The organism is Antarcticibacterium sp. 1MA-6-2, from assembly GCF_021535135.1.
Taxonomy (GTDB): domain Bacteria; phylum Bacteroidota; class Bacteroidia; order Flavobacteriales; family Flavobacteriaceae; genus Gillisia.
In genome coordinates this window covers 1,149,093-1,174,833 of sequence record NZ_CP091036.1, presented here as the reverse complement: position 1 = coordinate 1,174,833, position 25,741 = coordinate 1,149,093, and the positions used below count along the sequence as shown (strand labels likewise).

The following is a 25,741-nucleotide window of genomic DNA, read 5'->3' as shown; positions in this document are numbered from 1 at the left end:
AATAATTGCTTTAAAGGAAGAAACTACCTGAAAATCTGCTTTCGTAAAACTGAACCTGTTTCAGCTTCCAATTATGTATAGCCTTTACAAGTTAGATCCTGAAATAAATTCAGGATGACGAATTTCAGGAATTTTCAGGCAGTTTCGTTAGAGACTTTGGTATTAGGCTTACTATTTTTTCTTGGACTGATATTTGTTAGAATACCGCTCATACAATTCTGTCTGGTGGCTGTCCAGACTAATTTCCCTGCCCTGGATCCAGGCTTTAACGAGTACATTCCCTCTCATATCAAGAGCATCTCCTTCACTTATAAAAAGAGTAGCGTCTTTTCCTGCTTCCAGCGTGCCCACAATATTATCGATGCCAAGAATTTTGGCGGTATTGGAGGTAATGAGCTTCAAAGCTTCTTCCTTATCCAAACCGCTGGCAGCAACGGTACCTGCATAAAAGGGAAGGTTCCTGGTGTTCATAGTTTCCATTGCCCCGCTACTTTCCAGTCCCACTAATACCCCTTTTTCAACAAGTAAACGTGCGCTTTTATAGGAGAAGTCATAGTCGTCGTCATCCTGGTCCGGTGTGGTATGTGGCCTTTTAGAAAGCACCGGAATGTTGTTTTCTCTTAATTGATCTGCTACTTTGTGAGCGTCATTCCCTCCAACTATCACAAAATTCTCAAGATTTTGTTCCTTTTTGAACTGAATTGCATCCAGAATTTCCTTTTCCCCATCTACGTGTACAAAAACTTTTTTCGTGCCGTCGAATACCGGGCCCATTGCTTTATAGGGCAAATGAATAGCATTCTGGCCTCCGGCAAGATATGCCCGTGAGTTTTTAAAGAAGGAGGTGATTTCTGCAACTTCTACTGGATATTCTTTATTGGGCTTCATTCCCCGTGGTTCTCCTTCCCACCATCTTCCACTGGTAAAACTGTTGGGCCAGTTAAGGTGAATACCGTCATCCTTTTTAATTACAGCATCTTCCCAGTTCCACGCATCAAATTGAACAATTGAAGAAGTACAAGCAATAGTGCTTCCCCGCGGAGTGATCTGTCCAATTAAAACTCCATTCGGCCTCATACTTTCAACAATCTTGCTTTCAGCATTGTAAGCAATTAAACTTCTTACGTGAGGCAGCATATCTCCAATTTCATCTTCATCATCTGTAGCTCTTACTGATGATATTTCCACTAAACCAAGCGTGGAATTTGGTGCAATAAAACCGGGATAAACGTGTTTTCCTTCGGCATTTATTACATTTCCTCTGTATTGCATTTTGGTAGTAAGGGCATCCAGCACCTGAGTTAGTTTTCCATCTTCAAAAATGATCAGGCTGTTTGCAATAACTTTTCCGTTTCCAAGATGTGCTGTTGCTCCAACAATAGTAACTGCTTCAGTTTGTTTAGGTGCGGGAGTTTGCTGTGCGAATACAGCTGTGGCCACAAGCAACATTACCAGGGTAACCTTATATTTAAAATTTTTCATTGCTCTCATTTTTAGTGAATTTCCAAAGTGTTACAGTGGATGTGTTGTGCTTCTTTTTTTGTAGCAGGTTTTGTAGTAGCTCCTCCATTTTTTGCTTCCAGCATTTGGTGGATCAACTTATTTTTTTGCTTTGCAATCTCTTCCCTAAGCTGTTCATCTTTTTCAACATCAAAATAAACTGCGCCTTCTACCAAAGTTTTTTCGGCTCTGGAATAGATGGAAAGGGGATGATCGCTCCACAATACAAGGTCTGCCTGCTTTCCAGGTTCTATACTTCCCACGTATTGGTCTATGTGTAACAATTTTGCCGGATTAAGAGTGACAAATTTCCAGGCTTCTTCTTCAGAAATATCACCATATTTCATAGACTTCGCTGCTTCCTGATTAAGTCTGCGGCTCATCTCGCTGTCATCACTATTAATTGCTACAGTAACTCCTGCATTGTGAAGAATTGCAGCATTATGAGGAATTGCGTCATTTACTTCATATTTATAGGCCCACCAGTCAGAAAAAGTAGATGCACCCACCCCGTGTTCTTTCATTTTATCGGCCACTTTATAGCCTTCAAGAATATGGGTAAAGGTGTTGATCCTGAAATCAAAGGCTTCCGCAACTTTCATTAACATATTAATTTCACTCTGTACATAAGAGTGACTGGTTACATAACGTTCTCCGTTTAGGACCTCTACAAGAGTTTCCATTTCCAGATCCTTTCTGTAGTTCTTGTTGTTTTTCTTTTCCTGTTCGTAGATCCTTGCGCGGGTAAAATAATCTGTAAACACCTGTTCTACTCCCATCCGGGTTTGCGGGAACCTAGCTGTTACTGCCCCAATTTGATTGTTTCACATTTTCTCCAAGAGCAAACTTGATATATTTTGGCGCTTCTTTAAAAATTAGATCATCAGCAGAACCACCCCATTTAAGTTTAAGAATAGCAGACCTTCCACCAATAGGGTTAGCAGAACCGTGCAGTAACTGTACGGTTGTAACTCCTCCTGCAAGATTCCTGTAAATATTAATGTCAGTAGGGTCTACTACATCTTCCATAGTCACCTCTGCACTGGAGTTGTGACCAGATTCATTTATTGCTGAAGCGGCAATGTGGGAGTGCTCATCAATAATTCCGGAAGTTAGGTGTTTCCCGGTGGCGTCAATAACTTTCGCATTTCCTGCGTTAAGATTCTTTCCAACCTTCGATATCTTTCCGTCTCTCACCTTAACATCTGTTCCTTCGAGAATTCCTTCGTTTGTATTAGTCCAAACGGTAGCGTTCTTAAACAGAATATTTTCAGGTTGTGGTAAACTAGCAAAACCGTAAGCCATGTTCGGGTAAGAAACTGCAACTATTTCCATTGCTTTTTTCTCTTCTTCCTCATCTTCTTTTTTGGCTTCTTCTTTGGTCTGTGTTTTTTCCGCAGTAAATGAAGTTTCGCTTCCGTTGTGCAAAATAGCGCGACCTTTTATGGTATTTGAACTCTCACGAACTTGTGCAACCAATCGTGTAAATTCAGTCTTTGTAGAATCGTCAGATGTGGAGGTTAGCATCAAATTCATCCAGCCATCAGCATAATTAAGTTTTGACTGAATTTTAGTATCTCCTTGTTTTACTTCGGCTTTAGGGGAAGTAGGTTTCCCCGTAATCTTAAGTTCATAATTGTTGTTATTCACTTTCAAATTGTATGTACCAGCAAGATCTACAGTGTTCATGTTCTCCAGAATTGCCAGTTGTCCCTGTACCCAATTCTCGTAAATAACAGTCTCTTCATCAAAAAGGTCACCAGAGGTAATTATGAAATTTGCCCATGCACCTTGTTTTAAGGTACCAAGGGTATTTTCTTTTCCAAGTGTTTTTGCTGGTACCGTAGTAAGAGCGGCAAGTGCTTTACTCTTGTCAAGTCCATTTTCCACTGCCTTTAAAAGATTGGCACGAAAAGTCTTCTCATCTTTTGAACCATTATAGGTTATCACAAAAGGAACATTATTTTGTGCAAGAATTTTTAGATTGGCAGGTGCCTGGTTCCATCGCTTCATTTCCTGAAGACTAATGAAATCAACCATAAAAGGATCTTCCACATCATAAGCATCGGGGAAATTTACAGGAATAATGAAGGTGGCATTTGAATTTTTTACCTCATTTATTCTTTCATATTCATTTCCGCTACCAAGGATCACGTAATTCAGGTTGAATTCTTTGGCAATTTTATCGGCACGTAATGCATCCAGTAAATTGTCGGTCTTAAAGATTTGCACAAGGCTTTTGTTTCGGTTCAATGCCTCCAATGCGAGATCTTTATTCTGGGAATTTCCTTTAGAATACCATTCAGCATCCATATAGCTTTGACGAATTAGAGCCATTGCTCCCATAATAGAAGTAGGGTAGGACTGCCTTGACAGGACGCTTTTATCAAATGAAAGATATTGAGCAGATCGATCAGAAAGTACTCTGTCTCCCTCTGTACCTTCAGGATTCAAAGCGACAAGGACACCTGTCCCTCTTATAATTCCATCGGGTACATGGGTGTTGACCACTCCAAATCCGCTTTTGTGATATTTTTCAGCTTCTTCTTTATTGAAGCTGAAATGTTGTACCGCATCAGTTTCGGGCCTAAGATGGTCATTCCAATAATAACCTTCTCTTGCAGCTTCATACTGGGGCTGGTTTGAATTATTGCTTACACGTTGAAGTTTTTGGATCCCGAATTCACTATAAAGATCTATAAATGATGCATAAACCTCTTTACCCTTTAGATCTATCCTCACGCTGTTTGGTGGAACATCAATAGATTTTCCTATGGCAGTTATCTTTCCTTCTTTAACTGCAAACATAGCATTGTCTATCGTGGTAGAAGGATCGACGTGAATTTTGGCATTTTCAAATACGGTGTAGTTTGTATTCTTTGTTTTGACGCCATCATTCTTCGGAAAGTAATCCTGGGCGTGCAAATTCACCCCGACAAGAAAAAGGGTGAACATGAATAATTTTAATCTCATGAACTTATGGGTTATTTGTTTAGCTGAAAAAAGGCGAAAATTTAAGGAATTTTAAAGAATCTAAACGAAAATTTTAGAAAGCATTTTCTACATCATCAAAGTAATTTACAAGGAGAGCAACAACATAACTGTAACTTTTCATACCTTCTTTTTGATTATTTGCTTTTAAAAATCCGTTATAACTGTACTGGAAAATAGGTTCAAAAGGATTTGTGTGCAGGGCCCAGAATTCCCGCACTTCCCTGTAATTCTCCATTATTCCGAAGTTAATGGTCTTCAACAAAGCATCGGCCTGGACTTTGTCCCGTGCGTATAACTCATTTAGACAATAGCGCAGTGCAAAGGTGAGTCCTGAGTAACGAAAGTAAGGATCAGGATGATTAATTGTTGCAAGACAGGCAATAAAATTGGCTTCATTTTCCTTTGCAAATCCTAGCTGATGGCCAATTTCATGACTGGCTGTAGTTGGAAGTTTGTATTTGATGATATTGGTATTAACCTGCGCCTCATTGGTGAGCGGGTTTAAGTATCCGTTGAAACCCATATAGGTAAGAGGAATGCTGTAAATAGACCTCTTCAGGCTTTTTCCGTTATAAGTAAGTTTTGGGTATTCCTCCTGAAGAAAATCAAAACCGTCAATGGTATTCTTTAAAATTTGGCTCTTTTTAAAATTATAGGGGACTTTTAAACTGTCATCACCCATCAATTTCATTTGCACTTCGTTTGATCTTTTTATAAGAGTCCTGGTTAGTTCAACCAACTCCTCTGTATTATAGTCATTTTTTATTCTGAGAGTCTTGTGCAATGGAAGCTAGTAGTAATTTAATCCCCAGAAAAGGTGAAAACAACCATAGATTATAGACGCAAAAGCAAAGATCTCAAGGATCCATTTCCTCGGATTTTTAAATTTATTCCTGAACCTGAGGTACAACCACCGAAAAATCGAAAAAATAAAGAAGGCATATAATAGATCTCCAAGTGAAAAAGGCAGTACTCCCAGAGGGTACCTCATAAATTGGGAAATGAAAGGGTAGAGGCTAAGTGCTATACCAGGTCTCCACGAATTGAGGATAATTCGAGATAACTTTAACTGCAAAGTATTGCAGTGGTAACAAAATTGCGAGAATGAGGCCTGCGTATTTCTTCACGTGCTAAAATTACAAACTAATATAGGACCCGCAAATTTTACTGCTTTGTTAAATACCAATATCTTTGTGAAGATATCAAAAAAAGCAGAGTATGAATGAAGAAATAAGATCTCTTGAGCCAAAAAATCTTTGGAATAAGTTTGCTGACCTAAACCAGGTACCACGGCCATCTAAAAAAGAAGAACAGGTGATTGAATTCATCAAGAAGTTTGGAAACGATCTTCAATTGGAAACAATGGTGGATGAAGTGGGTAACGTGATTATAAAAAAACCTGCCACTTCAGGAATGGAAAACAGAAAAGCTGTAATCCTCCAGTCTCACCTGGATATGGTTCATCAAAAGAACAACAATACTCAGTTTGATTTTGATAATCAGGGTATTGAAATGTTTGTGGATGGAGATTGGGTAAAGGCAAAAGGTACTACCCTGGGAGCAGATAATGGCCTGGGAGTGGCAACAATAATGGCTATTCTTGAAAGTGATTCAATCGCTCATCCTCCACTTGAAGCACTTTTTACTATAGATGAGGAAACCGGAATGACCGGGGCAAAAGGACTAAAACCCGGATTTTTAAATGGTGAGATCCTGTTAAACCTGGATACAGAGGAAGATGATGAAATAGGAATTGGATGTGCGGGAGGAGTAGATGTTACAGCTTCAGGAGCTTATAACCAAGAGGAAGTACCAGACGGAGTAAAAGCTTTTAAAGTTATAGTAAATGGTCTACAGGGAGGCCATTCGGGAATGGACATTATTAAAGGCCTTGGAAATGCCAATAAATTGATGAACAGGCTGCTCTTTAATGCTTCGGAAAATTTAGAGCTTCGTATAACGGAAATTAACGGCGGAGGACTAAGAAATGCAATTCCGAGAGAGAGTGAAGCTTTGGTTGTGGTTGATGATCTTCAGGTTCAAGCTTTCAATGCTGAAATTGAAGACGCTGCAGAAGCCATTAAAGCTGAATATGCTCACTTAGAGCCAAAGCTGAACATTGTAATTACAGAAACAGAGATTCCGGATCTGGTAATGAATATGCAGGCCCAGGAACAATTATTGAAAGCGCTCTATGCTGCCCATAACGGGGTATACAGAATGAGCCCGGAGATTGATGGTTTGGTGGAGACGTCAAACAATGTCGCCAGGGTAGAGGTGAAGAACGGAAAAATCGAGATTAGATGCCTTACCAGGTCTTCTGTAGAATCTTCAAAGGATGATCTTGCCAACGGTTTAAGATCAGTTTTTGAGCTCGCAGGTTACGAAGTAGAACTGGCAGGAGATTATCCCGGTTGGGCACCCGACAGAAACTCTGATATTCTAAAAGTTCTGGATGAGCTTTACCAGAAAATGAATGGAGAGAAAGCCAATATTGCAGCCTGTCATGCAGGTTTGGAATGCGGTATTATTGGTCAACATTATCCCAACCTGGATATGATCTCTTTTGGACCCACAATTCGCGGTGCACATTCTCCTGATGAGCGGGCAAGTATTTCTTCAGCTCAGAAATACTGGGAGTTCGTATTGGAAATACTAAAGAATATTCCTGAGAATTAATTACTATTTCTGAATAAATAAGCCACTAATGCACTAATATTTATAAAAATTTATTCGTGGATTGGTGGCTTTTCAATTTGAAAATTTAGATAACTTTCTAAATATTTATCTGAAATAGTAGTACTTCTTCAGAACTAAATTTTCAGATAGTTTATTTCAAATTACACTTCTGCATTATGATTTTTTCCTAACTGAAATATGCCCTGACCTAATAAAATTACTAGTGCATTAGTGGCTAAAATTCTTCAGACATAAGAATAAAAAAAGTAGGTTTTTCAACCAGCCTTTTCTATATAATTTAATAATCTAATATATTTTATTGTTCTGCGATTCCTATCATTTCTACGTTGAAGATCAAATCGGCATTTGGAGGGATTACTCCACCAGCACCACCTGGACCATAAGCCAAATGAGAAGGAATAAATAAAACAGCTTTGTCTCCAACACTCATTTGTTGTAGTCCTTCTTTAAACCCTGGGATCATTCCTGCATCTGAACCTATACCTGTAGTCATAGGACCGTAACCTCCCTGGGCAGCTCTTTGTGGATTAAATATTCCCAATTCCTGCGCCAGTTCCTCTTTGTTAGTATCGAAAATAGTTCCGTCGTCAAAGTATCCTTCATATAAAACCTGTACCATATCTGTAGCTTCAGGTTTTGGTCCTTCACCTTTTTCGAGATAGTGAATTTGAAGTCCGCTCTCAAGTGTTTCGGCTTCTTCTTTTAAAGAAGCATATTTTTCAGCATTTGCAGCCTTAGCTTCTTCCTGTTTTTTTGTTGCTTCTTCTTCATCAGCCTTTATTTTTGCCAATCTGTCTTCAAAAACCTGGGAAGCGTTAAAGTCCTTTGCTTCTTTTCCTTTTCGAATTATGTTGACAGTTTCTATTTTAATATCTTTTAAAGGACGATCCTGAGGTCCGGTTTCTACCTGGCCTATGCTATCAACAACTTCCTGACCCTGTACTACTTTTCCGAAGATCGTGTGCCTTCCGTTAAGCCATGGAGTTTCGGCCAGAGTAACAAAGAACTGGCTTCCGTTTGTACCAGGTCCTGCATTTGCCATTGATAAATATCCTTTAGAATCGTGAGTGAGAGAATCTACGATTTCATCAGGAAATCTATAACCAGGATCTCCGCTTCCGGTTCCTGTTGGATCTCCACCCTGGATCATAAAATCTTTAATGACTCTATGAAAAACTAATCCGTCATAAAATTTCTTTCCTTTATAAGTGCTATCTACCATACTATGGCTCTTACCTTCAGCAAGAGACACAAAATTAGCTACAGTAGTGGGTGTTGCATCATAATAAAGTTCAGCAACGAAGGTCCCATAATTGGTATTAAATTCAGCATACAGGCCGTCTTCAAGATCAGGATAATCTTCTTTGCAGCCTACCAGGCCAAGAAGCATTGTAAATACAATAAGTAAACTTGTTTTTTTCATTTTTTTAATTAGGATTTATATTGCTTTCGTCAGTTATTGAATGGAGATGAACTCTCGTAATTATAGGAATGTTGGTTCCTATTTTATTTTTATCGCCATAGTAGCCAAATGCTTTGTGTGAGGGGAAAATGAATGTAATTATTTCACCTTCTTTCATTAATTTCAATCCTTCCCGTAAACCACCAAAGAGTTCTTCTTTATCCATGGCATAGCGTCGTGTAGGGATTTCTCCTTCAGCATAAATTACATTTCCATCAATATCGGTAATATTGTAATCAAAAAGTACAACATCACCAAACTCTGGTGTTTCTGTATTAGTGGAATCGGTAGATTTCTTATTATAAAAGTACCAGAAGCCGTTATTGGATGCTGTATAAAGGTTGGAAGAATCTTTTTCTATTAGTTCCAGGATTTCTGCTTCCTCGCGTGCTACTAATTCGCGGTTTCGTTCTATAGATTCATTTATAAATGATCCCGATGATTGCGTCACCTAAGCCTTCTCGCTTCGGGAGATTTACAGCCTGCAAATAAAGAAATTAACAGGATTAGTATGCTTATTTTTTTCATAGACTTAATTCTTCACGGTATAGCGGGAGAATTTCATTAAATTTCTCAACAGTGGCTTCAAGAGAAAGATCGCTTTTTCCACCCGCGGCATTTAAATGCCCGCCTCCGTTAAAGTGGTTCCTGGCAAACTGATTGACAGAAAAATTCCCCTTGGATCTCAAGCTCATCTTCACTATTCCATCGGTTTTATGTTCAATAAAAATGGCTGCAAATATAATTCCTTCCATGGATAAACCATAGTTTACAAAACCTTCAGTATCTCCTTTTCTAAAATTATGCTTAGTCAAGTTCTTCCTGGGACAATGTGATGTAGGCAGTGCGATATTCTTTATTAACCCTTAGATTTTGTAGGGCCACTCCAAGTAAATGTAATTTACTATGTGTTAAAGTGTCAAAAACATTTTGGTGAATTGCAGTATTATCTGCGCCTTTGTCTATAAGATCTGCTATCACCCTGTGAGTGTCACTGGATGTGGAACGATATCTAAAAGAGCTAGAGTATCTGTCATAATTCCAGTGTAAAGGCAGGTTGCAATTTCTGGAGTTATATGTTTTAAAGCTCTTAACTTCTGAATAAATTTATACACCATTTGGCAGGTGGAACTCATTTGTGCATCACTATAAGTATGATCTGCATAATCTGATGGTTCCGGATGGTGATCTATCATTATAAAAGTAGCCTGCGCTGCTTTTAGAGGTTCTACCAGGTCGCCTGCACGCTCCAGCATATTGAAGTCCAGGGTAAAAATAATATCGGCATTAGAAATAAGTTCATTACAAACTTCTTTCTCATTTTCATAATTGAGGACTCCTTCCTGCCCGGGCAGCCACTTAAGGAAATGCGGAAAGTCATTAGGCACAACGACGTGAGTGGTATGGCCCTTGTCTTTAAGGAAATGATATAGCCCAAGAGAGGAACCCATTGCGTCACCATCGGGTCCTTTATGAGGTACAATGACTATTTTATTAGATTGTGAAAGGGCAGAGGTAATCTCTAATATACTTTGTTCTATCATACTGGGGTCAAAGATACAATTTAAAAATACTTGTGTTAAGCAGGCTAGCTTATTTTTGGTTTGAAACGATTTTCAGTTGTTAATCATAATTAAACAATAATGGGTTTGAAAAGTAGAGAGAGGGAGTATACTGGTGAAAGGGTGGAGGTATAGTTTTATTTGTACCTAAATAAATTAATACTTCTAAAATTAAGTTTTATAACGTAGAACCTGGGAGCAGGTTAAGAGCAGCCTGCGCAGGAATTAAAAAACCTTAAAAGCCTTGCACAAAGGTTTCTATTGGTTATTTTTGCACCAAATTTAAAAAAAACAAAATGGCTACAAATAGAACATTTACAATGCTAAAACCCGATGCGGTTGAAAAGGGACACATAGGTGCTATCCTGGAACAGATCAATTCTTCAGGTTTTAGAATTGTGGCAATGAAGTTAACACAAATGACGCAGGATGATGCCAGGATTTTCTACGCTGTTCACAAAGAGAGACCTTTCTTTGGGGAATTAGTAGAATATATGACACGCGGGCCAATAGTTGCAGCTGTGTTAGAGAAGGAAAATGCTGTTGAAGATTTTAGGACTTTAATTGGAGCTACCAATCCTGATGAAGCGGCTGAAGGCACAATTCGTAAAAAATATGCGGCTTCTATTGGTGAAAATGCTGTGCACGGAAGTGACAGTAATGAAAATGCCAGAATAGAATCTGCTTTTCATTTCTCAGGTAGAGAGATGTTCTAAGTCTTATAAAATTTATACAAAAAGCCCGCTTTTTAGAGCGGGTTTTTTTATGGGATACTCAAGAACTACCGTAAAACTATTTTTTTTATTAAATTTTTCCCCAGAGCTTCGTTGAGGTTTCTAATTATTTTTTCTTTTCCATAACTTAATTCTTCTCTCAAAACTGAAGAACTTAGCTGGACATATAATGTATCTCTCTCCAGTTTTAAGGAGGTTGTGTACTTTTCTATAGCAGGTCCCATCTGTTGTGTCCATACATCCCTGGCATTTACCTTATCTAATCCTTTTTCCAGTTTATTTTCTAAAACAAAATTTTTTAATGCTTCGCTTAGAGTAATATTGTCATTGTTCCTTTTCATAGTTATTGTTTAAGAGAGGTGTAAATCTTTTGTAATGGTAAATTAACCCCTGCTCGTTTTTTAATTCCATTTCATCTTCTTCGGCTTTTAATACTTTTTCTTTCCAGGAGGTAAATGGGGTAGTATAGTAAAGAAAAAGTTCGTCTTCTTCAATTTTTAATTCGATTTGTTCCTCATCATCGGTAATTTGGTATGAACCGTCAAATTGGGGCCTTACCTTTTTTCTGAAGCCAACTTTTCCATCTACCTGAAAATAGTCTATAGTTTCATTGAACTTATAGGTTCTCAAAGAATCTCCGGGAAACTCTACCTGTTCGATCTCCCAATATCCTTCCAGATTTTTTACCTGTTCCTCAGGGCTCTGATCATTGCAGGCCAATAGCAGCAGTGGAAAAACAAAAAGGATCAGTAATTTTTTCATTTTTTGATATTTACAACTTAAAGATCTTATACGACTGGTTACTCTCTTTTACTACCTTTTCTGTTCTGTCGGCATGAGTGTCACTTATAAAGATCTGCCCCAGTTCGTTTTGGGCCACAAGAGCGACAATATGGGAAACCCGTTGTTCGTCAAGTTTATCAAATATATCGTCAAGTAATAAAATAGGATTCGCCTTATTGATGTTCTTAATAAAATCAAATTGCGCCAGTTTTAGTGCAATTAAAAAAGATTTCTGCTGTCCCTGGGAACCAAATTTTTTGATAGGATGCCCTTCAATTTCAAAACTCAAATCATCTTTGTGTACCCCCACACTTGTGTACTGCAGCACCATATCCTTCTGTAAATTTTCCTCCAGCAATTCACCAATTGGTTTTTCGAATAGCCTGCTTTTGTAGTCTATACTTACGTTCTCCTTCCCATTGGTAATTTCAGCATAACGGGTATTGAAGATAGGGATAAACTCTTTTAAAAAAGCTTTTCTTCTGCTAAAAAGAAGGTTTCCGGCTTCTGCCATTTGCCCATTATAGATTTCCAGGGTATCTCTGTCAAACTTAGTATTGGCTGCAAAAAATTTAAGCAGCGCATTTCTTTGGGCAACCACTTTATTATAATGTATAAGAGAGTTAAGATATAATTGGTCACTTTGGGAAATTACACCGTCTATAAATTTTCTTCGGGTTTCACTACCTTCTAAAATAAGATCCCTGTCCCCGGGAGAGATCATAACTACCGGAATAAAGCCTATGTGTTCACTGAATTTTTCATAGGGCTTGTTATTGCGCTTTATAATTTTTTTGTTTCCACGCCTCGCGCTAACAAGAATATGTACTTCCCTGTCATTTTTTTGAAGAGAGCCTTCAATCACGAAAAAATCTGCATCATGATTAATATTTTGACTCGTGATGGGGTTAAAATAACTTTTCCCAAAAGACAGGTGATATATACTGTCCAGCACATTGGTTTTACCTACACCATTATGACCTACCAAACAGTTTATTTTGGAATCGAAATCAAAGGAGGCAGAATCAAAATTTTTATAATTGACTAAGGAAAGGGATTTTAAAAACATAAAATGCTGTAATTCAGCTTTATAGATTCGGTAAACATTTAAAGTAAAGGTATAAGAATAGGTCCGAAAATATTAAAAAATAAGAAAAAAATTCCCTTTTAAATAAGAATAAAAATTTTATTTTTGCCACTCATTAAACAGATTTTATGGCGACTTACAAGAAAAAAGGACATAAACCAGCTAATAAAGAGGAGCAAGCTCAACACGTGGAAGATCACTCCACAACCGCAGAAGTTTTTAATACCCTTGATGAAGGCGCAAATAAGACAGAGGAGTGGGTTGCTCATAATCAAAAATACATTTATGTTATTATTGGATTAGCTGCGGTAGTTATCCTTGGATACCTTGCTTATGACCGCTTTGTACAGGAGCCTAATGAAAGAGAAGCTGCAAATGAAATGTTCCAGGCTCAGGAATATTTTGACACTGCAATTGCAAGTACAGGAGCTCAAAGTGATTCTTTATTTAATATGGCTCTTACTGGAGGTGAGGGTAAATATGGATTTCTGGATATTATTGAAGATTATAGCAGTACCAATGCTGCAAACCTTGCTAACTACTATGCTTAGGTTTCGCATATTTGCGTACCAACAGATACCAGGAAGCAATAGAATATCTTGAAGATTTTAAAAGCGATGATGAAATTTTAGCACCTTTGGCAACAGCCGGAATTGGTGATGCCTTTCTTCAATTAGAGCAGCCTGCAGAAGCTTTAAATTACTATGACAAGGCAGCTTCTATGAGATCAAATGAATTTACAACTCCAAAGGCCCTTCTTAAGGCGGCAATAACTGCGATACAACTAGGAAAGGGCGAACAGGCCACAGAATACCTGAATAGGATTAAAGATGATTATTCTGAAAGCCCTGAGGCAGATCAGGTTCCTGTTTATCTTGGGCGTGCCCAGGCAATGAAATAAATTATGGCTACTGAAGGTAAAAATCTTTCTGAATACGATAAAAACAAAATCCCTGATGCAAAGGATTTTCGCTTTGGTATCGTAGTATCAGAATGGAACGATAATATTACCGAAGGCTTATTTAAAGGAGCCTACGAAGTTTTAAGGGAAAATGGTGTAATGGAACGAAAGATCCTTCGCTGGAATGTTCCCGGAAGCTTCGAACTCGTATACGGTTGTAAGAAAATGCAGGAGAGTTACGACATGCTGGATGCCATTATTGCCATAGGAAGTGTAATAGAAGGTGAAACTAAACATTTTGATTTTGTATGTCAGGGGGTGACCCAGGGGATAAAAGATTTGAATGTTTTACACGATACCCCGGTAATCTTCTGCGTTTTGACCGATCAAAATATGCAGCAGGCAATAGACTAAGTCCGGTGGAAAACATGGCAATAAAGGAGCTGAAGCTGCCGTAACTGCCATTAAAATGGCTCAGCTTAGAAAAGACGCCCGCTTTTAAAATCTCTCTTCGGCATTATTGTTGCTTTTGTTATTTTGCTTAGACAAGCTTTATTTTCTGTGGCTTTTTAAGTAAATTTGAAACATCTGTAAAGCAACCAATTTTGAAAATCAATTTTTATAAACTCAGGAGGAATACCCGTTATAATTATACCCCAAGGTATTATAATGGTAAGGAGACGGGAAATATGTATGAGTTTGATTCAAAATTCAACAAATACAAGAACACCACCAATTCTATAGATTTTGGAGCCCAATGGGCAGACGCACGGGGAGCGAGCAGGAACAGGGGTAACCGTGAAATAAATAATCGCGTTGTCATAATTATTGCTATCCTGCTGCTCATAGTTTTATGGATATTAGACTTCGATTTATCCATTTTTTCGAATTAAGCAGTCCATGAATGACGTTATACATTTGCTGCCGGATCACGTGGCCAACCAGATCGCTGCCGGAGAAGTTGTACAGCGGCCAGCATCAGTTATAAAGGAATTGCTGGAAAATTCCATTGATGCAAAAGCCCAGTCTATACAGGTTTTTATCAAGGAAGCAGGCAAGATACTGATTAAAGTAGTAGATGACGGAATGGGTATGAGCATGACTGATGCCCGACTTTCGTTTGAACGTCACGCTACTTCAAAAATCACTTCTGCTGAAGATCTTTTCAGGTTGAACACCAAAGGCTTTCGGGGGGAAGCACTCGCTTCTATTGCCGCTATAGCTCATGTGGAGTTAAATACCCGAAGAGCAGGAGATGAGATAGGAACCTGTATTAAGATTGAAGGTAGTGAAGTAGTGTCTCAAGAGCCCTGTACAACTGCAACGGGAACTTCGATCTCGGTAAAAAATCTTTTTTATAACATCCCGGCCAGAAGAAATTTCTTAAAAAGTGACACTGTTGAATTGAGGCATATTATTGATGAATTTCAACGGGTTGCACTTGCTCATCCACAAATTTCTTTTTCCCTTATTCATAATTCCAGCGAACTCTTCCAGTTACCCGGTACAAATTATCGGCAAAGGATTACCAATATACTTGGAGGTAAGACTAATGAAAAACTGGTACTTAGTCAATGAAGAAACTGAAATTTTAAAAATTTCGGGCTTTGTAGGGAAACCTGAATTTGCAAAACGAACGCGAGGGGAACAATTTTTCTTTGTGAATGACAGGTTTATAAAAAGTCCATATTTAAATCACGCTGTAACTGCTGCTTTTGAAGGTTTGCTGAAGGATAAAGCTTACCCTAGCTATTTCCTTTACCTGCAGGTAGATCCCGGTAGTATAGATATTAATATTCATCCTACCAAGACTGAAATAAAATTTGATGATGAGCATGCTTTGTATGCTATTTTAAGAAGCTCCATTAAACACAGCCTGGGACAATTTAATGTTTCTCCGGTCCTTGATTTTGACAGGGATCCAAATCTCGATACACCTTATGAATATGAGAGACGGCCTGTTTCAACACCAAAGGTAGAGGTCGATCGTAATTTTAATCCCTTTAAAACAGAAGGAGGGGGAAGCAAAAGTTTTTCATCTAGTTTTGGGCAACAGGTTAGGAAAGATGCGGGAAATTGGGAAAGTCTATATACAGGACTGAATAACGACAGGATTGGCACAGATCAGGATCTTCGGGAAATAGAATTTGAAAGCGAGGAAGTAACAGGGAATTTGTTCAATGCAGGAAAGATAGAAGAAAATTCCGGTTCTACTTTTCAGCTGAATAAGAGATTCATTATTAGCACCCTTAAGAACGGGATGCTGGTGATAGATCAACACCGGGCCCACACCCGGATATTATACGAGGAGTTGCTAAAAAGCATAACAGTCTCAGCAGCAGTAAGTCAACAATTGTTATTTCCACTAATACTTCAGTTTAGCCAAAACGAAATTGCTTTACTTAAAGGGATAAAAGATTCCCTGGAACAAACAGGATTTATTTTTTCTGAAATTAAATTAGATTCAGTAGAAATTACCGGGATACCAACTTCTGTTTCAGAAAGTGAGGTGGAGATTCTTCTTGAGCAGCTTCTATCAGACTTTGAAAATGAAATTCCGGGAAATAATTTTTCTCAAACAGATTTACTGGCGAAATCTCTCGCAAGGAGTATGGCTGTAAAATCGGGAAATCTCTTAAATACAACAGAACAGCAACATATTGTAAATGGTTTATTCGCCTGTAAGGAACCGGGATTAACGCCTTTTAACAAGCCTAGGTTTTATTACCTTGCTAAGTAGAAGAACTTGAAAAAAAATTCATATAAATGGGAAGAATGACAGAGACCGTTAAGGTCCTATTGATCGTAAATGTTATATTTTTTATAGGGACCCTAATGGTAGGAGAATCAACTTACAGGTTGTTCTCTCTATTTTTCTTCCAGAATGATAATTTTGGATTCTGGCAAATCATTACTCACATGTTTATGCATGGGAGTTTTATGCACATCCTGTTTAACATGTATGCTTTATGGGCATTTGGTAGTCCTATTGAGCAAATGCTGGGAAAGAACAAGTTTCTTTTCTTTTATTTTTCCTGCGGAATTGGAGCTGCAATAATTCACAGTCTTGTAAATTATTTTCACGTGCAGTCAGGTGTTAATACTCTACTGGAAGCAGGAATGACTCCTGGTGGTATCCAGCAATTATTGGAAACCGGAGAATACTCAACAGCAATTTTACAAAGTGTTTCCAAGGATACACTAACTTCAATGTATACAGCCTTTAATACTCCGGCCGTCGGAGCTTCAGGTGCTATTTATGGGATTTTGGTTGCTTTCGGGATGTTATTCCCCAACGTAGAGCTTTTCTTGTTGTTTGTTCCAATTCCAATAAAAGCAAAGATTTTTATTCCAATATTAATTGCAATTGACTTATTTTCGGGATTCACAGGCTACTCATTATTTGGAGGAGGAATTGCTCACTTTGCCCACGTTGGAGGAGCCCTCTTTGGATTTATAATGATGTGGTACTGGAAGAAAAATCAATTTAATCAAAATAGATGGGATTAATGGGGACTGCAGATAAGTTTAGATATAAGCTGCAAACAGCGACGGTTGTTGAAAAACTTATTGCGCTTAACGTTCTCATTTTTATTCTTTTCTTTTTTGCAAAAACTATTGCCTTCCTTTTCCAGTGGCCTTCAGACTTTTTGCTGGAATGGTTCGTTTTTCCTAAAGAGCCCGGAGAGTATATTCTTAAGCCCTGGTCTATAATTACTTATTCTTTTCTGCATTCCGGTATCTGGCATATCCTTTCTAATATGTTGATCCTGTATTATGCGGGGATCTATTTTCTTACCTATTTTTCTCCGAAGAAGTTGCTAACTTTTTACTTTATGGGAGTAATTATAGGGGCCTTAATTTATATGCTCAGTTATAATTTGTTTCCAGCCTTTCAGGGGACAGGCAAATCTTATCTTATGGGAGCTTCAGCAGGGGTAATGGCTGTTCTTGTAGGAATAGCAACTCATGTTCCAAATCTTAAAATAAGGTTGCTCATTTTAGGGAGTATCAAGTTCTGGTACATTGCAGCTTTTCTTGTTCTACTGGATGTGATACAAATACCTATAAGCAATTCCGGTGGTCACCTGGCTCACCTGGGAGGTGCTTTATTCGGTTATATTTATGCTTCGCAATTAGGAAGAGGAAATGATATAGCAGGAGGTTTTGAGAAAGCAATCGGTGCCTTCCTTTCATTATTTGATAGCGGGAAAAAGAACAAATCTACCATGAGGACGGTGTATAGAAAGCCTGCACAATCTCCCACGTCTACGGCGAGAGCTACACGGTTTAGCAAGAGTGAGAAACAGGAAAAAATTGATGCTATCCTCGATAAAATTAGTAAGAGTGGCTACGACAGTCTTACCAAGCAGGAAAAGGATTTTTTATTTCAGGTTAGTAAAGAAAATTAGATGAGGAATCTGAATTTTTTTGACAAGTTTGTTTATTTTTTGAATATCCTTTTAGCTGCCTGCCTCTTATTTTCTTATGCTCTGCCATACATTCCTCCCAGAACCTTTGCTCTACTCTCTGTGCTTAGTTTGGGAGTACCTTTTTTAATTCTTATTAATATTGCTTTTTTGATTTACTGGCTATTGAGGTTTAAAAAACAAATCCTTTTGCCCTTGGTGGTATTGCTCCTGGGTTTTAACCATCTTAGCAGCATCTATGAAATCCCTGCTTTTGAAGATGAAGACATTGTTGAAGAAGAACTTAAAATAATAAGTTATAACGTTCGACAGTTCAATCAATATGGATTTGATAAACAGAAAAATGTACCGGAAAAAATAACTGTCTTTTTTAAAGAAGAAGATCCAGACATTATAGGTATGCAGGAGTACTTTAGAGGAGAGCTGGCTGTTGCTGAAAGATTTCCTCACAGGTATATAAAACTGAAAACAGAATCGGCAGAATTTGGCCTTGCAATTTTTTCCAAATTCCCCATAATAAATTCGGGATCTTTGGATTTTGCTACTGTTAGCAATAACAACGGAATCTTCGCTGATATTGCTACTCCTACAGATACTATTAGAGTAATTAATGTTCATTTGCAATCCTACAGCCTCAAGCCAGACCTTAATAACCTGGAAAAGGAAAAGTCTAAAAGAGTATTTCTTGGGATGGGACAAACCTTTGCCAAGCAACAGGACCAGATGGAACAGGTTTTTAAATTAATTGATGAGTCTACGTATCCTGTGATCCTGCTTGGAGACTTCAATAATACAGCCTATTCTTATATTTATCGTGAAGTCCTTGCAAGAGGTTTAAAAGATTCCTTTAAAGAAGGTGGGAGTGGTTTTGGGAGAACTTTCGATTTTGATTTCTTTCCTCTCAGGATTGATTTTATACTTGTTGATGAATCTATGCAGGTAAATTCTTTTGAGACCGAAGAAGTTCACTACTCAGATCATTTTCCTGTTAAAGCAAAAATCAGTCTCTAAGGCCGGAAAGATAATTCTCTTAGATAATTGATAGTGTTAGGCCCTTCATTGAACACCAGATCGAGAATACTAAGATTACTTAAAAATCCTTTTTTCTCCTGAAAGACCTGATTGTATGCCGGGGTTCTACTGTCAACTTTGGCATTGATCAAATCTCTCCTGTCATTTTTTTCCAGGGGTTCTTTAATATATTCTGAAGTTTTTTCAAAAGGAATATCCAGCTGAAGGCATTCACAAAGCTTTTCAAAACATCGGTAATTAAAGTCCGTCAGAAACTCAAAATCGGTATGATAAAGAGGAGCCAGATCATCCTCGTAAAATTCAAAAAATGGCGAAGTTTGGTATGCTGATTTTAAGGATTTCCAATGCTGTTTCTGCCAGTCAAAATCCTTTTCCATCCTTACATCCCGGTACTTCTGATGCTGTTTTACACCGGGAGAATTAAGGTGCTTAATTGGAATATTCAGCAGAAGTTTTCCATTTGCCCCATAGATATACATCCTGTTCCTGTAGGTTTGCTTCTGATAATTATCGTCGTTTTCAAACCAAAGCTGTTCTGCATTTACTACTTCAGCAAAATGAGTAACAGGTCCAAAATAGGGAAGATGCAAAAGTGTCCCGTGCATAAACTTAGGATTTTCTTCTTTGCCTGAAAAAATTAAAGGCTATAATTATCACAACGATGATCAGGAAGTAGGGGAGGTAAGAAACCGGGTTTCCGTTTCCTCCAACAGTGGTGAACATCCGTTCCCATCTTATTTTGTCAAGTCCACTGGCATTGCTGTCAATGCTTAGCCAAACGAATACAGGTTTACCAACAATATGAGTTTCAGGTACAAAACCAAAATAACGACTATCAAGACTGTTGTGCCTGTTATCTCCCATCATCCAGTAATAATCTTGTTTAAAAGTATAAGAATCTAATGGCTGCCCGTTAAGCTGCACCTGGGTGCCGTTAAAACTCAGCCTATTATCAATATTCATTTCTGAACCTTCGTAGACTTCTATAATCCTCCTGTAGCGCTCAATATTTTCTGCATTAATTGTAACTGTGGTACCTTCCTTTGGAATAAATATAGGTCCCATATTATCTCTGTTCCAGTCCTTTTCTTCCTTTGCCGGAAATATGTCTGCTTCAGAACTTAGGTAGTGTCTATGACCCTTTCTATAGATGCTACGTTAGGATGATTTTTGAAACGTTCGTAAGCTTCATCTGTGAGATTAATATATGTAGGACTGGACATTGGGTTAAATCCATCTGTAATATCATAGGTCTCATAGAGCGCCATTGGATTGAACGGCTGACCTTTTGAGGTAACTTTATAAGAGAACTGCGGTTTAGCCCTTTCTGGCAATTCAAGGGGCCGGGAGTTTATATGTATTTTTCCGTTGATGATTTCAAGTGAGTCTCCCGGTATACCTACCGCTCTTTTAACGTAATTGGTTTTTTTGTCAATTGGTTTATAGTAGTATTTATCTGTGTAATACATATTCATCATTGTATCTACAGGCCAGTTAAATACTACTATGTCTGTACGTTCAATGTCCTGAAAACCAGGAAGCCTGAAGTAAGGAATCTGCGGTTTTTCCAGATAAGACTTCACCCCAAGTACAGGTATGGTATCGTGTACCATTGGAAAAGCTACTGCTGTCAAAGGTGTACGTGCCCCATAATGAAACTTACTAACGAAGAGGAAGTCACCCACTAATAGAGTTTTTTCCAGGGAGGAAGTGGGTATGGTAAAAGGCTGAATTAAATAAGTATGAACAATAGTAGCGGCAATAACAGCAAAAAGAATTGAACTCACCCATTCTCCAGCCGCGGAACGAGGTTTTAAACTTCGGTCTTCAATATAAGTAACATCAAGTGCATAATTTACATAAAAGATATAGAGGCCAAGGGTAAATATTACTAGAAAGGTCTCTGGAGTACTGTTACGGCCAAAACTTCTTATCGTTTCCACCCATACCACAGGGATCATGATCAGGTTTACAATTGGGATGAACAATAATATAACCCACCACCAGGACTGATTAATGATCTTCATCAGGACTACGGCGTTATAAACCGGTATTGCTGCCTCCCAGGCGCTACGACCTGCTTTTTTATATAGCCTCCAGGTTCCGAGGAAATGAATAACCTGTACAACAAGGAAAAACAGGAGCCATTGGGTAACTGTCATATGTATATCTTTACTACAATAAGTATTATAAAAAGTCTAAGCGTTACAAATTATTTTACGCCTGAAAGTACATCTTTCATTGTGAAAACGCCTTTTTTGGTTTTAAGCCATTCTGCAGCGATAACTGCTCCTAAAGCAAATCCTTCTCTACTATGGGCGGTGTGTTTAATCTCAATATCATCTATCGCCGACTTATAAGAGACAGTATGAGTGCCCGGAACGTTTTCAATCCGCTTTGCATACACGGGAATTTCATTTTCCTCTGCACTATCCAATTTCCAGCTATTTTATCTGAATTGGCTATTATTTGTTGAGCCAGACTAATCGCTGTACCGCTAGGGGTATCAAGTTTTTGTGTATGATGCACTTCTTCAATTTCTACAGCATATTCCCGGAAGGGACTCATTAGCTTTGCCAGTGTTTGATTAAGCTCAAAGAATAGATTCACTCCTATGCTAAAATTGGAGGCTGAAATAAAAGCCCCATTTTCCTCTTTACATTTTTGAACCGCCTCTTCATATTTTTCCAGCCAACCTGTTGTACCGCTTACGACCGGAAGATCATTTTTAAAACAGGTGGTAATGTTTTCAAAGGCCGCAGCCGGGACACTAAAATCTATCGCAACGTTGGCTATAGAAAGGTCGTACTCCTTTATGTTTTTTTCCTGATCAATTTTCAGTACAATCTCATGGCCTCTTTCAAGAGCAATTTTTTCAATGGTCTTACCCATTTTACCATAGCCTAAAAGTGCTATTTTCATATTCTTCTGCTAAAAATTATAGTTTAAAGAAACGCCGTAGCCAGTCTTTCCGGTATATTCATCAAATCTAAACGCTAAGCTTTAAAGAAAGATCCTCACTTACGTTAAACTGTTGAAGGTGAGCATCAACGTTTGCATCAATAATATTGAGAGCGTATATTCCAACAATTACCAGAATGGATATTTCTTTATTTTGCTGATAAAATCGCTGCGCCCTTATTAATCCGTCAGTTGTAACCCTTTCCTGCCCGTTTACAATGAATTCATCATCCCGGAAACCTAGCCAGTCTTCTTTTGTAAATAGAGCGGTACAGTCATACTGCTCGTCGTTGGACAGGTAAAAATAGACGCCCACACCAAGCCCGGCATAGGCAATCGGGATTTTCCAGTATTTTCCATTGTAAGCCTGCCCCAAACCTGGTAAGACTGCTGAATAAAAAGCGGCACGTGCAGGAGCCAGTGGGTCATACTCCTTGTAATCCCTTTCAGGTACCTGTTCAACCACGGGTGGATCTACAGGGGTGATTGCAAGAGTATCTTCCTGGGCAGCCGCTAAGCCTGTCATCAGCAATAGTACAATTGCAGTAAGAGTTTACTAAGACTCACCCTGGATTAATTTTTTTATTCTGTTGAAATCTTCTTCTGAAGTGAAAGGGATAATAAGTTTTCCTTTGCCTTTTTGTGCAACCTTGATATCTACTTTAGTTCCAAGATAATCTGAAAATTCCTTAAGACCTTTTTTAAATTCATTGGGAAGGGCTTTTGCCTTGGGAGCTAGTTTCTCTGTAGTTACACCGCCTATCTCTCTTACGAGTTTTTCGGTATCTCTTACTGAAAGTGACTTCTCCAGGATTTTTTCATAAATATCCAGTTGTACCTGTGGGTCTTCAATATTTATTATTGCTCTTCCGTGGCCCATTGAAAGAAAACCATCTCTCATCCCGGTTTGGATAATTGGGTCTAGTTTTAGTAACCTCAGGTAATTGGCAATTGTAGAACGATTTTTCCCGACCCTTTCACTTAATTGTTCCTGGGTAAGGTTGATCTCGTCAATCAGTCTTTGGTAGGATAAAGCGATTTCGATAGGATCTAAATCCTGTCGCTGAATATTCTCCACCAGCGCCATCTCCAGCGATTCCTGGTCATTGGCAATCCTGATATATGCCGGGATGGTTTCCAGCCCAATTAATTTTGAAGCCCTGAACCTTCTTTCCCCGGAAACCAACTGATATTTGTTGAATTCAAGTTTTCTAACCGTAATAGGTTGGATTACTCCAAGCTCCTTTATGGAAGAAGCTAGTTCCCGAAGCGATTCCTCGTTAAAACTGGTCCTTGGCTGAAATGGATTTACTTCAATAGAAGTCAGTTCCAGTTCGACAATATGGCCAACGAGTTTATCGGCGTTTTTGTCTTCAGCAGATTTTATGTCTTGTTCGGGATCCTTCAGCAATGCTGAAAGTCCTCGTCCTAATGCTTGTTTCTTGGTAGCTTTCGCCATTTTTAAGCGTTTTTCTTAATAATTTCGTGCGCCAGGCTTAAATAATTTGTTGCACCCTTACTTCCCGCATCATAGTTGATTATACTTTCTCCATAACTGGGGGCTTCACTTAAACGCACATTTCTTTGTATGATTGTGGTAAAGACCATTTCATTAAAATGCTTCTGTACTTCTTCCACTACCTGATTAGAGAGTCTTAATCTTGAATCATACATAGTGAGTAGTAAGCCTTCAATGTCCAATGTTTTGTTGTGGATCTTCTGTACACTTTTTATAGTGTTGAGAAGTTTACCAAGTCCTTCCAGAGCAAAGTACTCGCACTGGATTGGAATAATAACAGAATCAGAAGCCGTGAGGGCGTTTAGAGTAAGCAGTCCAAGAGATGGTGCACAATCTATCAGGATGTAATCATAGCTGTCTTTGAGATGAGTAATAGCTTTTTTAAGCATATATTCTCTTTCATCCTGATCCACCAGCTCTATTTCTATAGCTACCAAATCTATATGCGACGGAATGATATCCAGGTTAGGGGAGCTGGTCTTCATAATGGCTTCTTCAGCCTTTATTGAATGTTCCAGAAGTTGATAAGTACCTAATTCTACCTGCTCAACATCTATTCCCAATCCCGAAGTCGCATTGGCCTGTGGGTCTGCATCTATTAAAAGAACTTTCTTCTCAAGTACTCCCAGAGAAGCCGCCAGATTCACAGAAGTGGTCGTTTTTCCAACCCCTCCTTTTTGGTTTGCAATAGCAATGATTTTACCCATTAATTTAATATCGGTTTTAAAAGGTAAAAATACAATTTATTACAGGTTTAGAAAATGATTTTGTTAACAGTTATACAGGAGTTGTTGGTTGGGGGGAATTAGTTATAGGTTATTAGTTTAGGTTATAAGTTATAAGTTATAGGTTATTTGTTATTGGTTATCTGTTATAGGTTGTTTGTTCTCTGTTCTCGGTTTGCAGTTAATTGTAGAAAGAGGAGTTGCAGTGGAAAGAGGAGAGAGGAAAGTGGATAGTCAGGACGTGTTAAAGGAGAGAAAAGGTGGAAATTATGCCGAAAAACAATAATCTCGGGATTCTGATCTTTACCAGGAAATTAATGGTAAGAAATAGTTTTATGTGTTAATAATTTGATATTTAGGGTATATACAGGTATTATTTAAAGTTTTATTTTAATTTTACAACCTACAACCTACAACCTACAACCTACAACCTACAACTTACAACTTAAAACCTATTTTTTCTTCGCCTTGATCATCGCCTCAAGCTGATCCCACATCTCTTCCGGGATCGCTTCCAGTAGATTAAATTGTCCGGCTCCTTTAAGCCATTCGCCGCCATCAATTGTAATTACTTCTCCATTAACATAGGCTGAAAAATCTGAAACAAGATAAGCGGCAAGGTTTGCCAGTTCCTGATGTTCTCCCACTCGTTTTAGTGGAACCTTTTTGGAAAGGTCGAACTTCTCCTTTAAATCACCCGGCAGTAATCTGTCCCAGGCTCCTTTTGTAGGAAAGGGTCCCGGAGCAATAGCATTAAATCTAATTCCATATTTTGCCCATTCCACAGCCAGGGAACGGGTCATGGCAAGGACACCAGCTTTTGCAGTTGCACTGGGAACCACATAGGCAGAACTAGGTCCAGGCATACGTAGTAACAATATTAAGTACAGTTTTATTTTTTTCTTTCTTATCTATCCAGTGTTTACCAAAAGCGAGTGTGCAGTTTTTACTTCCTTTTAGGACAATGTCGATAATAGTATCAAATGCATTTGCACTTAATCTTTCTGTAGGAGAAATGAAATTTCCGGCTGCATTGTTCAGTAGTACCTCTACACTTCCAAACTCGTTCACTGAAGCCCTGACCATAGCTTCTACTTCCTCATAATTCCGCACATCACATTGCACAGGCAAAACATTGCCGCTATTTTTTGCTCAAGTTCCCCTGCGGTATTTTTTAATTTTTCAATATCCCGGGAGGTGATTACCACGTTTGCACCTAATTCAAGGAAATAAGTGCTCATTGCTTTTCCAAGTCCGCTGCCACCACCTGTTACAACTATTGTTTTTCCTTGTAAAGCATCATCTCTGAGCATTTTTTTCGTGTAGTCCATTTGCCTATTTTAGAAGAGGA

16 protein-coding genes and 9 pseudogenes are annotated in these 25,741 nt (G+C 38.4%); 9 read left to right on the top strand and 16 right to left on the bottom strand.

What is annotated here, in order from left to right:
* Positions 1-171: 171 nt before the first annotated feature.
* The 3 genes and pseudogenes from LZ575_RS05915 to LZ575_RS05905 form a co-directional block, all read right to left on the bottom strand.
* The gene (locus tag LZ575_RS05915; protein WP_235329776.1) at positions 172-1,482 is read right to left on the bottom strand and encodes an amidohydrolase family protein; all 1,311 of its coding nucleotides are present in this window, start codon (positions 1,480-1,482) and stop codon (positions 172-174) included.
* Between the two features lie 11 nt (positions 1,483-1,493).
* Positions 1,494-4,473 (bottom strand): annotated as a pseudogene (locus LZ575_RS05910) (amidohydrolase family protein).
* A gap of 73 nt (positions 4,474-4,546) precedes the next feature.
* Positions 4,547-5,485, bottom strand: a pseudogene (locus LZ575_RS05905) (DUF3810 domain-containing protein).
* Positions 5,486-5,712: 227 nt separating this feature from the next.
* Here LZ575_RS05905 and LZ575_RS05900 point away from each other — a divergent pair.
* Positions 5,713-7,173: an aminoacyl-histidine dipeptidase gene (locus tag LZ575_RS05900; protein ID WP_235329774.1), complete on the top strand. Its 1,461-nt coding sequence runs from the start codon at positions 5,713-5,715 to the stop codon at positions 7,171-7,173.
* Between the two features lie 316 nt (positions 7,174-7,489).
* On the opposite strand, the gene LZ575_RS05895 is transcribed toward LZ575_RS05900, so the two are convergent.
* From LZ575_RS05895 to LZ575_RS05885, 3 genes and pseudogenes are all read right to left on the bottom strand, one after another.
* Positions 7,490-8,617: a peptidylprolyl isomerase gene (locus tag LZ575_RS05895; RefSeq protein ID WP_235329772.1), complete on the bottom strand. Its 1,128-nt coding sequence runs from the start codon at positions 8,615-8,617 to the stop codon at positions 7,490-7,492.
* Positions 8,618-8,621: 4 nt separating this feature from the next.
* Positions 8,622-9,107, bottom strand: coding sequence for a gliding motility-associated peptidyl-prolyl isomerase GldI (gene gldI / locus LZ575_RS05890; protein ID WP_311195998.1), 486 nt, complete (start codon positions 9,105-9,107; stop codon positions 8,622-8,624).
* Between the two features lie 73 nt (positions 9,108-9,180).
* Positions 9,181-10,200 (bottom strand): annotated as a pseudogene (locus tag LZ575_RS05885) (DHH family phosphoesterase).
* Between the two features lie 314 nt (positions 10,201-10,514).
* Between LZ575_RS05885 and LZ575_RS05880 the strand changes: the two are divergent.
* A complete protein-coding gene (locus tag LZ575_RS05880) occupies positions 10,515-10,934 on the top strand; it encodes a nucleoside-diphosphate kinase (RefSeq protein ID WP_235329770.1) in 420 nt (139 codons plus the stop codon).
* Positions 10,935-10,999: 65 nt separating this feature from the next.
* Here LZ575_RS05880 and LZ575_RS05875 read toward each other — a convergent pair whose 3' ends face one another.
* The 3 genes from LZ575_RS05875 to recF are packed head-to-tail and all read right to left on the bottom strand — an operon-like array spanning position 11,000 to position 12,804.
* Positions 11,000-11,293 (bottom strand): DUF721 domain-containing protein, encoded by a 294-nt coding sequence (locus LZ575_RS05875; protein WP_235329768.1) that lies wholly within the window; start codon positions 11,291-11,293, stop codon positions 11,000-11,002.
* Complete coding sequence (locus tag LZ575_RS05870; RefSeq protein ID WP_235329766.1) at positions 11,277-11,714, bottom strand: lipocalin family protein; 438 nt, start codon at positions 11,712-11,714, stop codon at positions 11,277-11,279. Before LZ575_RS05870 ends, LZ575_RS05875 begins: the two co-directional genes overlap by 17 nt.
* Positions 11,715-11,724: 10 nt before the next feature.
* Entirely contained in the window at positions 11,725-12,804 is a 1,080-nt protein-coding gene (gene recF, locus LZ575_RS05865) for a DNA replication/repair protein RecF (protein ID WP_235329764.1), read from the bottom strand.
* A 146-nt stretch (positions 12,805-12,950) separates the two neighbouring features.
* Between recF and LZ575_RS05860 the strand changes: the two are divergent.
* The 7 genes and pseudogenes from LZ575_RS05860 to LZ575_RS05830 all read left to right on the top strand — a co-directional run bounded on the left by LZ575_RS05860 (position 12,951) and on the right by LZ575_RS05830 (position 19,164).
* Positions 12,951-13,723 (top strand): annotated as a pseudogene (locus LZ575_RS05860) (tetratricopeptide repeat protein).
* 3 nt (positions 13,724-13,726) lie between these two features.
* Positions 13,727-14,225: pseudogene (ribH, locus tag LZ575_RS05855) on the top strand (6,7-dimethyl-8-ribityllumazine synthase).
* Positions 14,226-14,328: 103 nt separating this feature from the next.
* The gene (locus LZ575_RS05850) at positions 14,329-14,616 is read left to right on the top strand and encodes a hypothetical protein (RefSeq protein WP_235329762.1); all 288 of its coding nucleotides are present in this window, start codon (positions 14,329-14,331) and stop codon (positions 14,614-14,616) included.
* 7 nt (positions 14,617-14,623) lie between these two features.
* Positions 14,624-16,489: pseudogene (gene mutL / locus LZ575_RS05845) on the top strand (DNA mismatch repair endonuclease MutL).
* Complete coding sequence (locus tag LZ575_RS05840; protein ID WP_235329760.1) at positions 16,490-17,233, top strand: rhomboid family intramembrane serine protease; 744 nt, start codon at positions 16,490-16,492, stop codon at positions 17,231-17,233.
* On the top strand, positions 17,233-18,135 hold the full coding sequence (locus LZ575_RS05835; protein ID WP_235330681.1) for a rhomboid family intramembrane serine protease: 903 nt from the start codon (positions 17,233-17,235) through the stop codon (positions 18,133-18,135). Before LZ575_RS05840 ends, LZ575_RS05835 begins: the two co-directional genes overlap by 1 nt.
* A gap of 216 nt (positions 18,136-18,351) precedes the next feature.
* Positions 18,352-19,164, top strand: a complete 813-nt coding sequence (locus LZ575_RS05830) for an endonuclease/exonuclease/phosphatase family protein (RefSeq protein ID WP_235330680.1) — start codon at positions 18,352-18,354, stop codon at positions 19,162-19,164.
* On the opposite strand, the gene LZ575_RS05825 is transcribed toward LZ575_RS05830, so the two are convergent.
* The 7 genes and pseudogenes from LZ575_RS05825 to LZ575_RS05795 form a co-directional block, all read right to left on the bottom strand.
* Entirely contained in the window at positions 19,161-19,790 is a 630-nt protein-coding gene (locus LZ575_RS05825) for a WbqC family protein (protein ID WP_235329758.1), read from the bottom strand. The genes LZ575_RS05830 and LZ575_RS05825 overlap by 4 nt on opposite strands.
* Before the next feature lie 4 nt (positions 19,791-19,794).
* Positions 19,795-21,347 (bottom strand): annotated as a pseudogene (gene lepB / locus LZ575_RS05820) (signal peptidase I).
* 50 nt (positions 21,348-21,397) lie between these two features.
* Positions 21,398-22,107: pseudogene (gene dapB / locus LZ575_RS05815) on the bottom strand (4-hydroxy-tetrahydrodipicolinate reductase).
* 67 nt (positions 22,108-22,174) lie between these two features.
* The gene (locus LZ575_RS05810; protein ID WP_235329756.1) at positions 22,175-22,672 is read right to left on the bottom strand and encodes a DUF5683 domain-containing protein; all 498 of its coding nucleotides are present in this window, start codon (positions 22,670-22,672) and stop codon (positions 22,175-22,177) included.
* 30 nt (positions 22,673-22,702) lie between these two features.
* Complete coding sequence (locus LZ575_RS05805; RefSeq protein WP_235329754.1) at positions 22,703-23,605, bottom strand: ParB/RepB/Spo0J family partition protein; 903 nt, start codon at positions 23,603-23,605, stop codon at positions 22,703-22,705.
* A 2-nt stretch (positions 23,606-23,607) separates the two neighbouring features.
* Positions 23,608-24,372 (bottom strand): ParA family protein, encoded by a 765-nt coding sequence (locus tag LZ575_RS05800; protein ID WP_235329752.1) that lies wholly within the window; start codon positions 24,370-24,372, stop codon positions 23,608-23,610.
* A 470-nt stretch (positions 24,373-24,842) separates the two neighbouring features.
* Positions 24,843-25,721 (bottom strand): annotated as a pseudogene (locus tag LZ575_RS05795) (SDR family oxidoreductase).
* Between the last annotated feature and the right edge of the window lie 20 nt (positions 25,722-25,741).

Excerpts from the sequence above, each read along its gene's own strand:
- LZ575_RS05915 (WP_235329776.1), bottom strand. The coding sequence starts at position 1,482 with ATGAAAAATTTTAAATATAAGGTTACCCTGGTAATGTTGCTTGTGGCC.
- LZ575_RS05900 (WP_235329774.1), top strand. The coding sequence starts at position 5,713 with ATGAATGAAGAAATAAGATCTCTTGAGCCAAAAAATCTTTGGAATAAG.
- LZ575_RS05895 (WP_235329772.1), bottom strand. The coding sequence starts at position 8,617 with ATGAAAAAAACAAGTTTACTTATTGTATTTACAATGCTTCTTGGCCTG.
- LZ575_RS05880 (WP_235329770.1), top strand. The coding sequence starts at position 10,515 with ATGGCTACAAATAGAACATTTACAATGCTAAAACCCGATGCGGTTGAA.
- LZ575_RS05875 (WP_235329768.1), bottom strand. The coding sequence starts at position 11,293 with ATGAAAAGGAACAATGACAATATTACTCTAAGCGAAGCATTAAAAAAT.
- LZ575_RS05870 (WP_235329766.1), bottom strand. The coding sequence starts at position 11,714 with ATGAAAAAATTACTGATCCTTTTTGTTTTTCCACTGCTGCTATTGGCC.
- recF (WP_235329764.1), bottom strand. The coding sequence starts at position 12,804 with ATGTTTTTAAAATCCCTTTCCTTAGTCAATTATAAAAATTTTGATTCT.
- LZ575_RS05840 (WP_235329760.1), top strand. The coding sequence starts at position 16,490 with ATGGGAAGAATGACAGAGACCGTTAAGGTCCTATTGATCGTAAATGTT.
- LZ575_RS05835 (WP_235330681.1), top strand. The coding sequence starts at position 17,233 with ATGGGGACTGCAGATAAGTTTAGATATAAGCTGCAAACAGCGACGGTT.
- LZ575_RS05825 (WP_235329758.1), bottom strand. The coding sequence starts at position 19,790 with ATGCACGGGACACTTTTGCATCTTCCCTATTTTGGACCTGTTACTCAT.
- LZ575_RS05810 (WP_235329756.1), bottom strand. The coding sequence starts at position 22,672 with ATGACAGGCTTAGCGGCTGCCCAGGAAGATACTCTTGCAATCACCCCT.
- LZ575_RS05805 (WP_235329754.1), bottom strand. The coding sequence starts at position 23,605 with ATGGCGAAAGCTACCAAGAAACAAGCATTAGGACGAGGACTTTCAGCA.
- LZ575_RS05800 (WP_235329752.1), bottom strand. The coding sequence starts at position 24,372 with ATGGGTAAAATCATTGCTATTGCAAACCAAAAAGGAGGGGTTGGAAAA.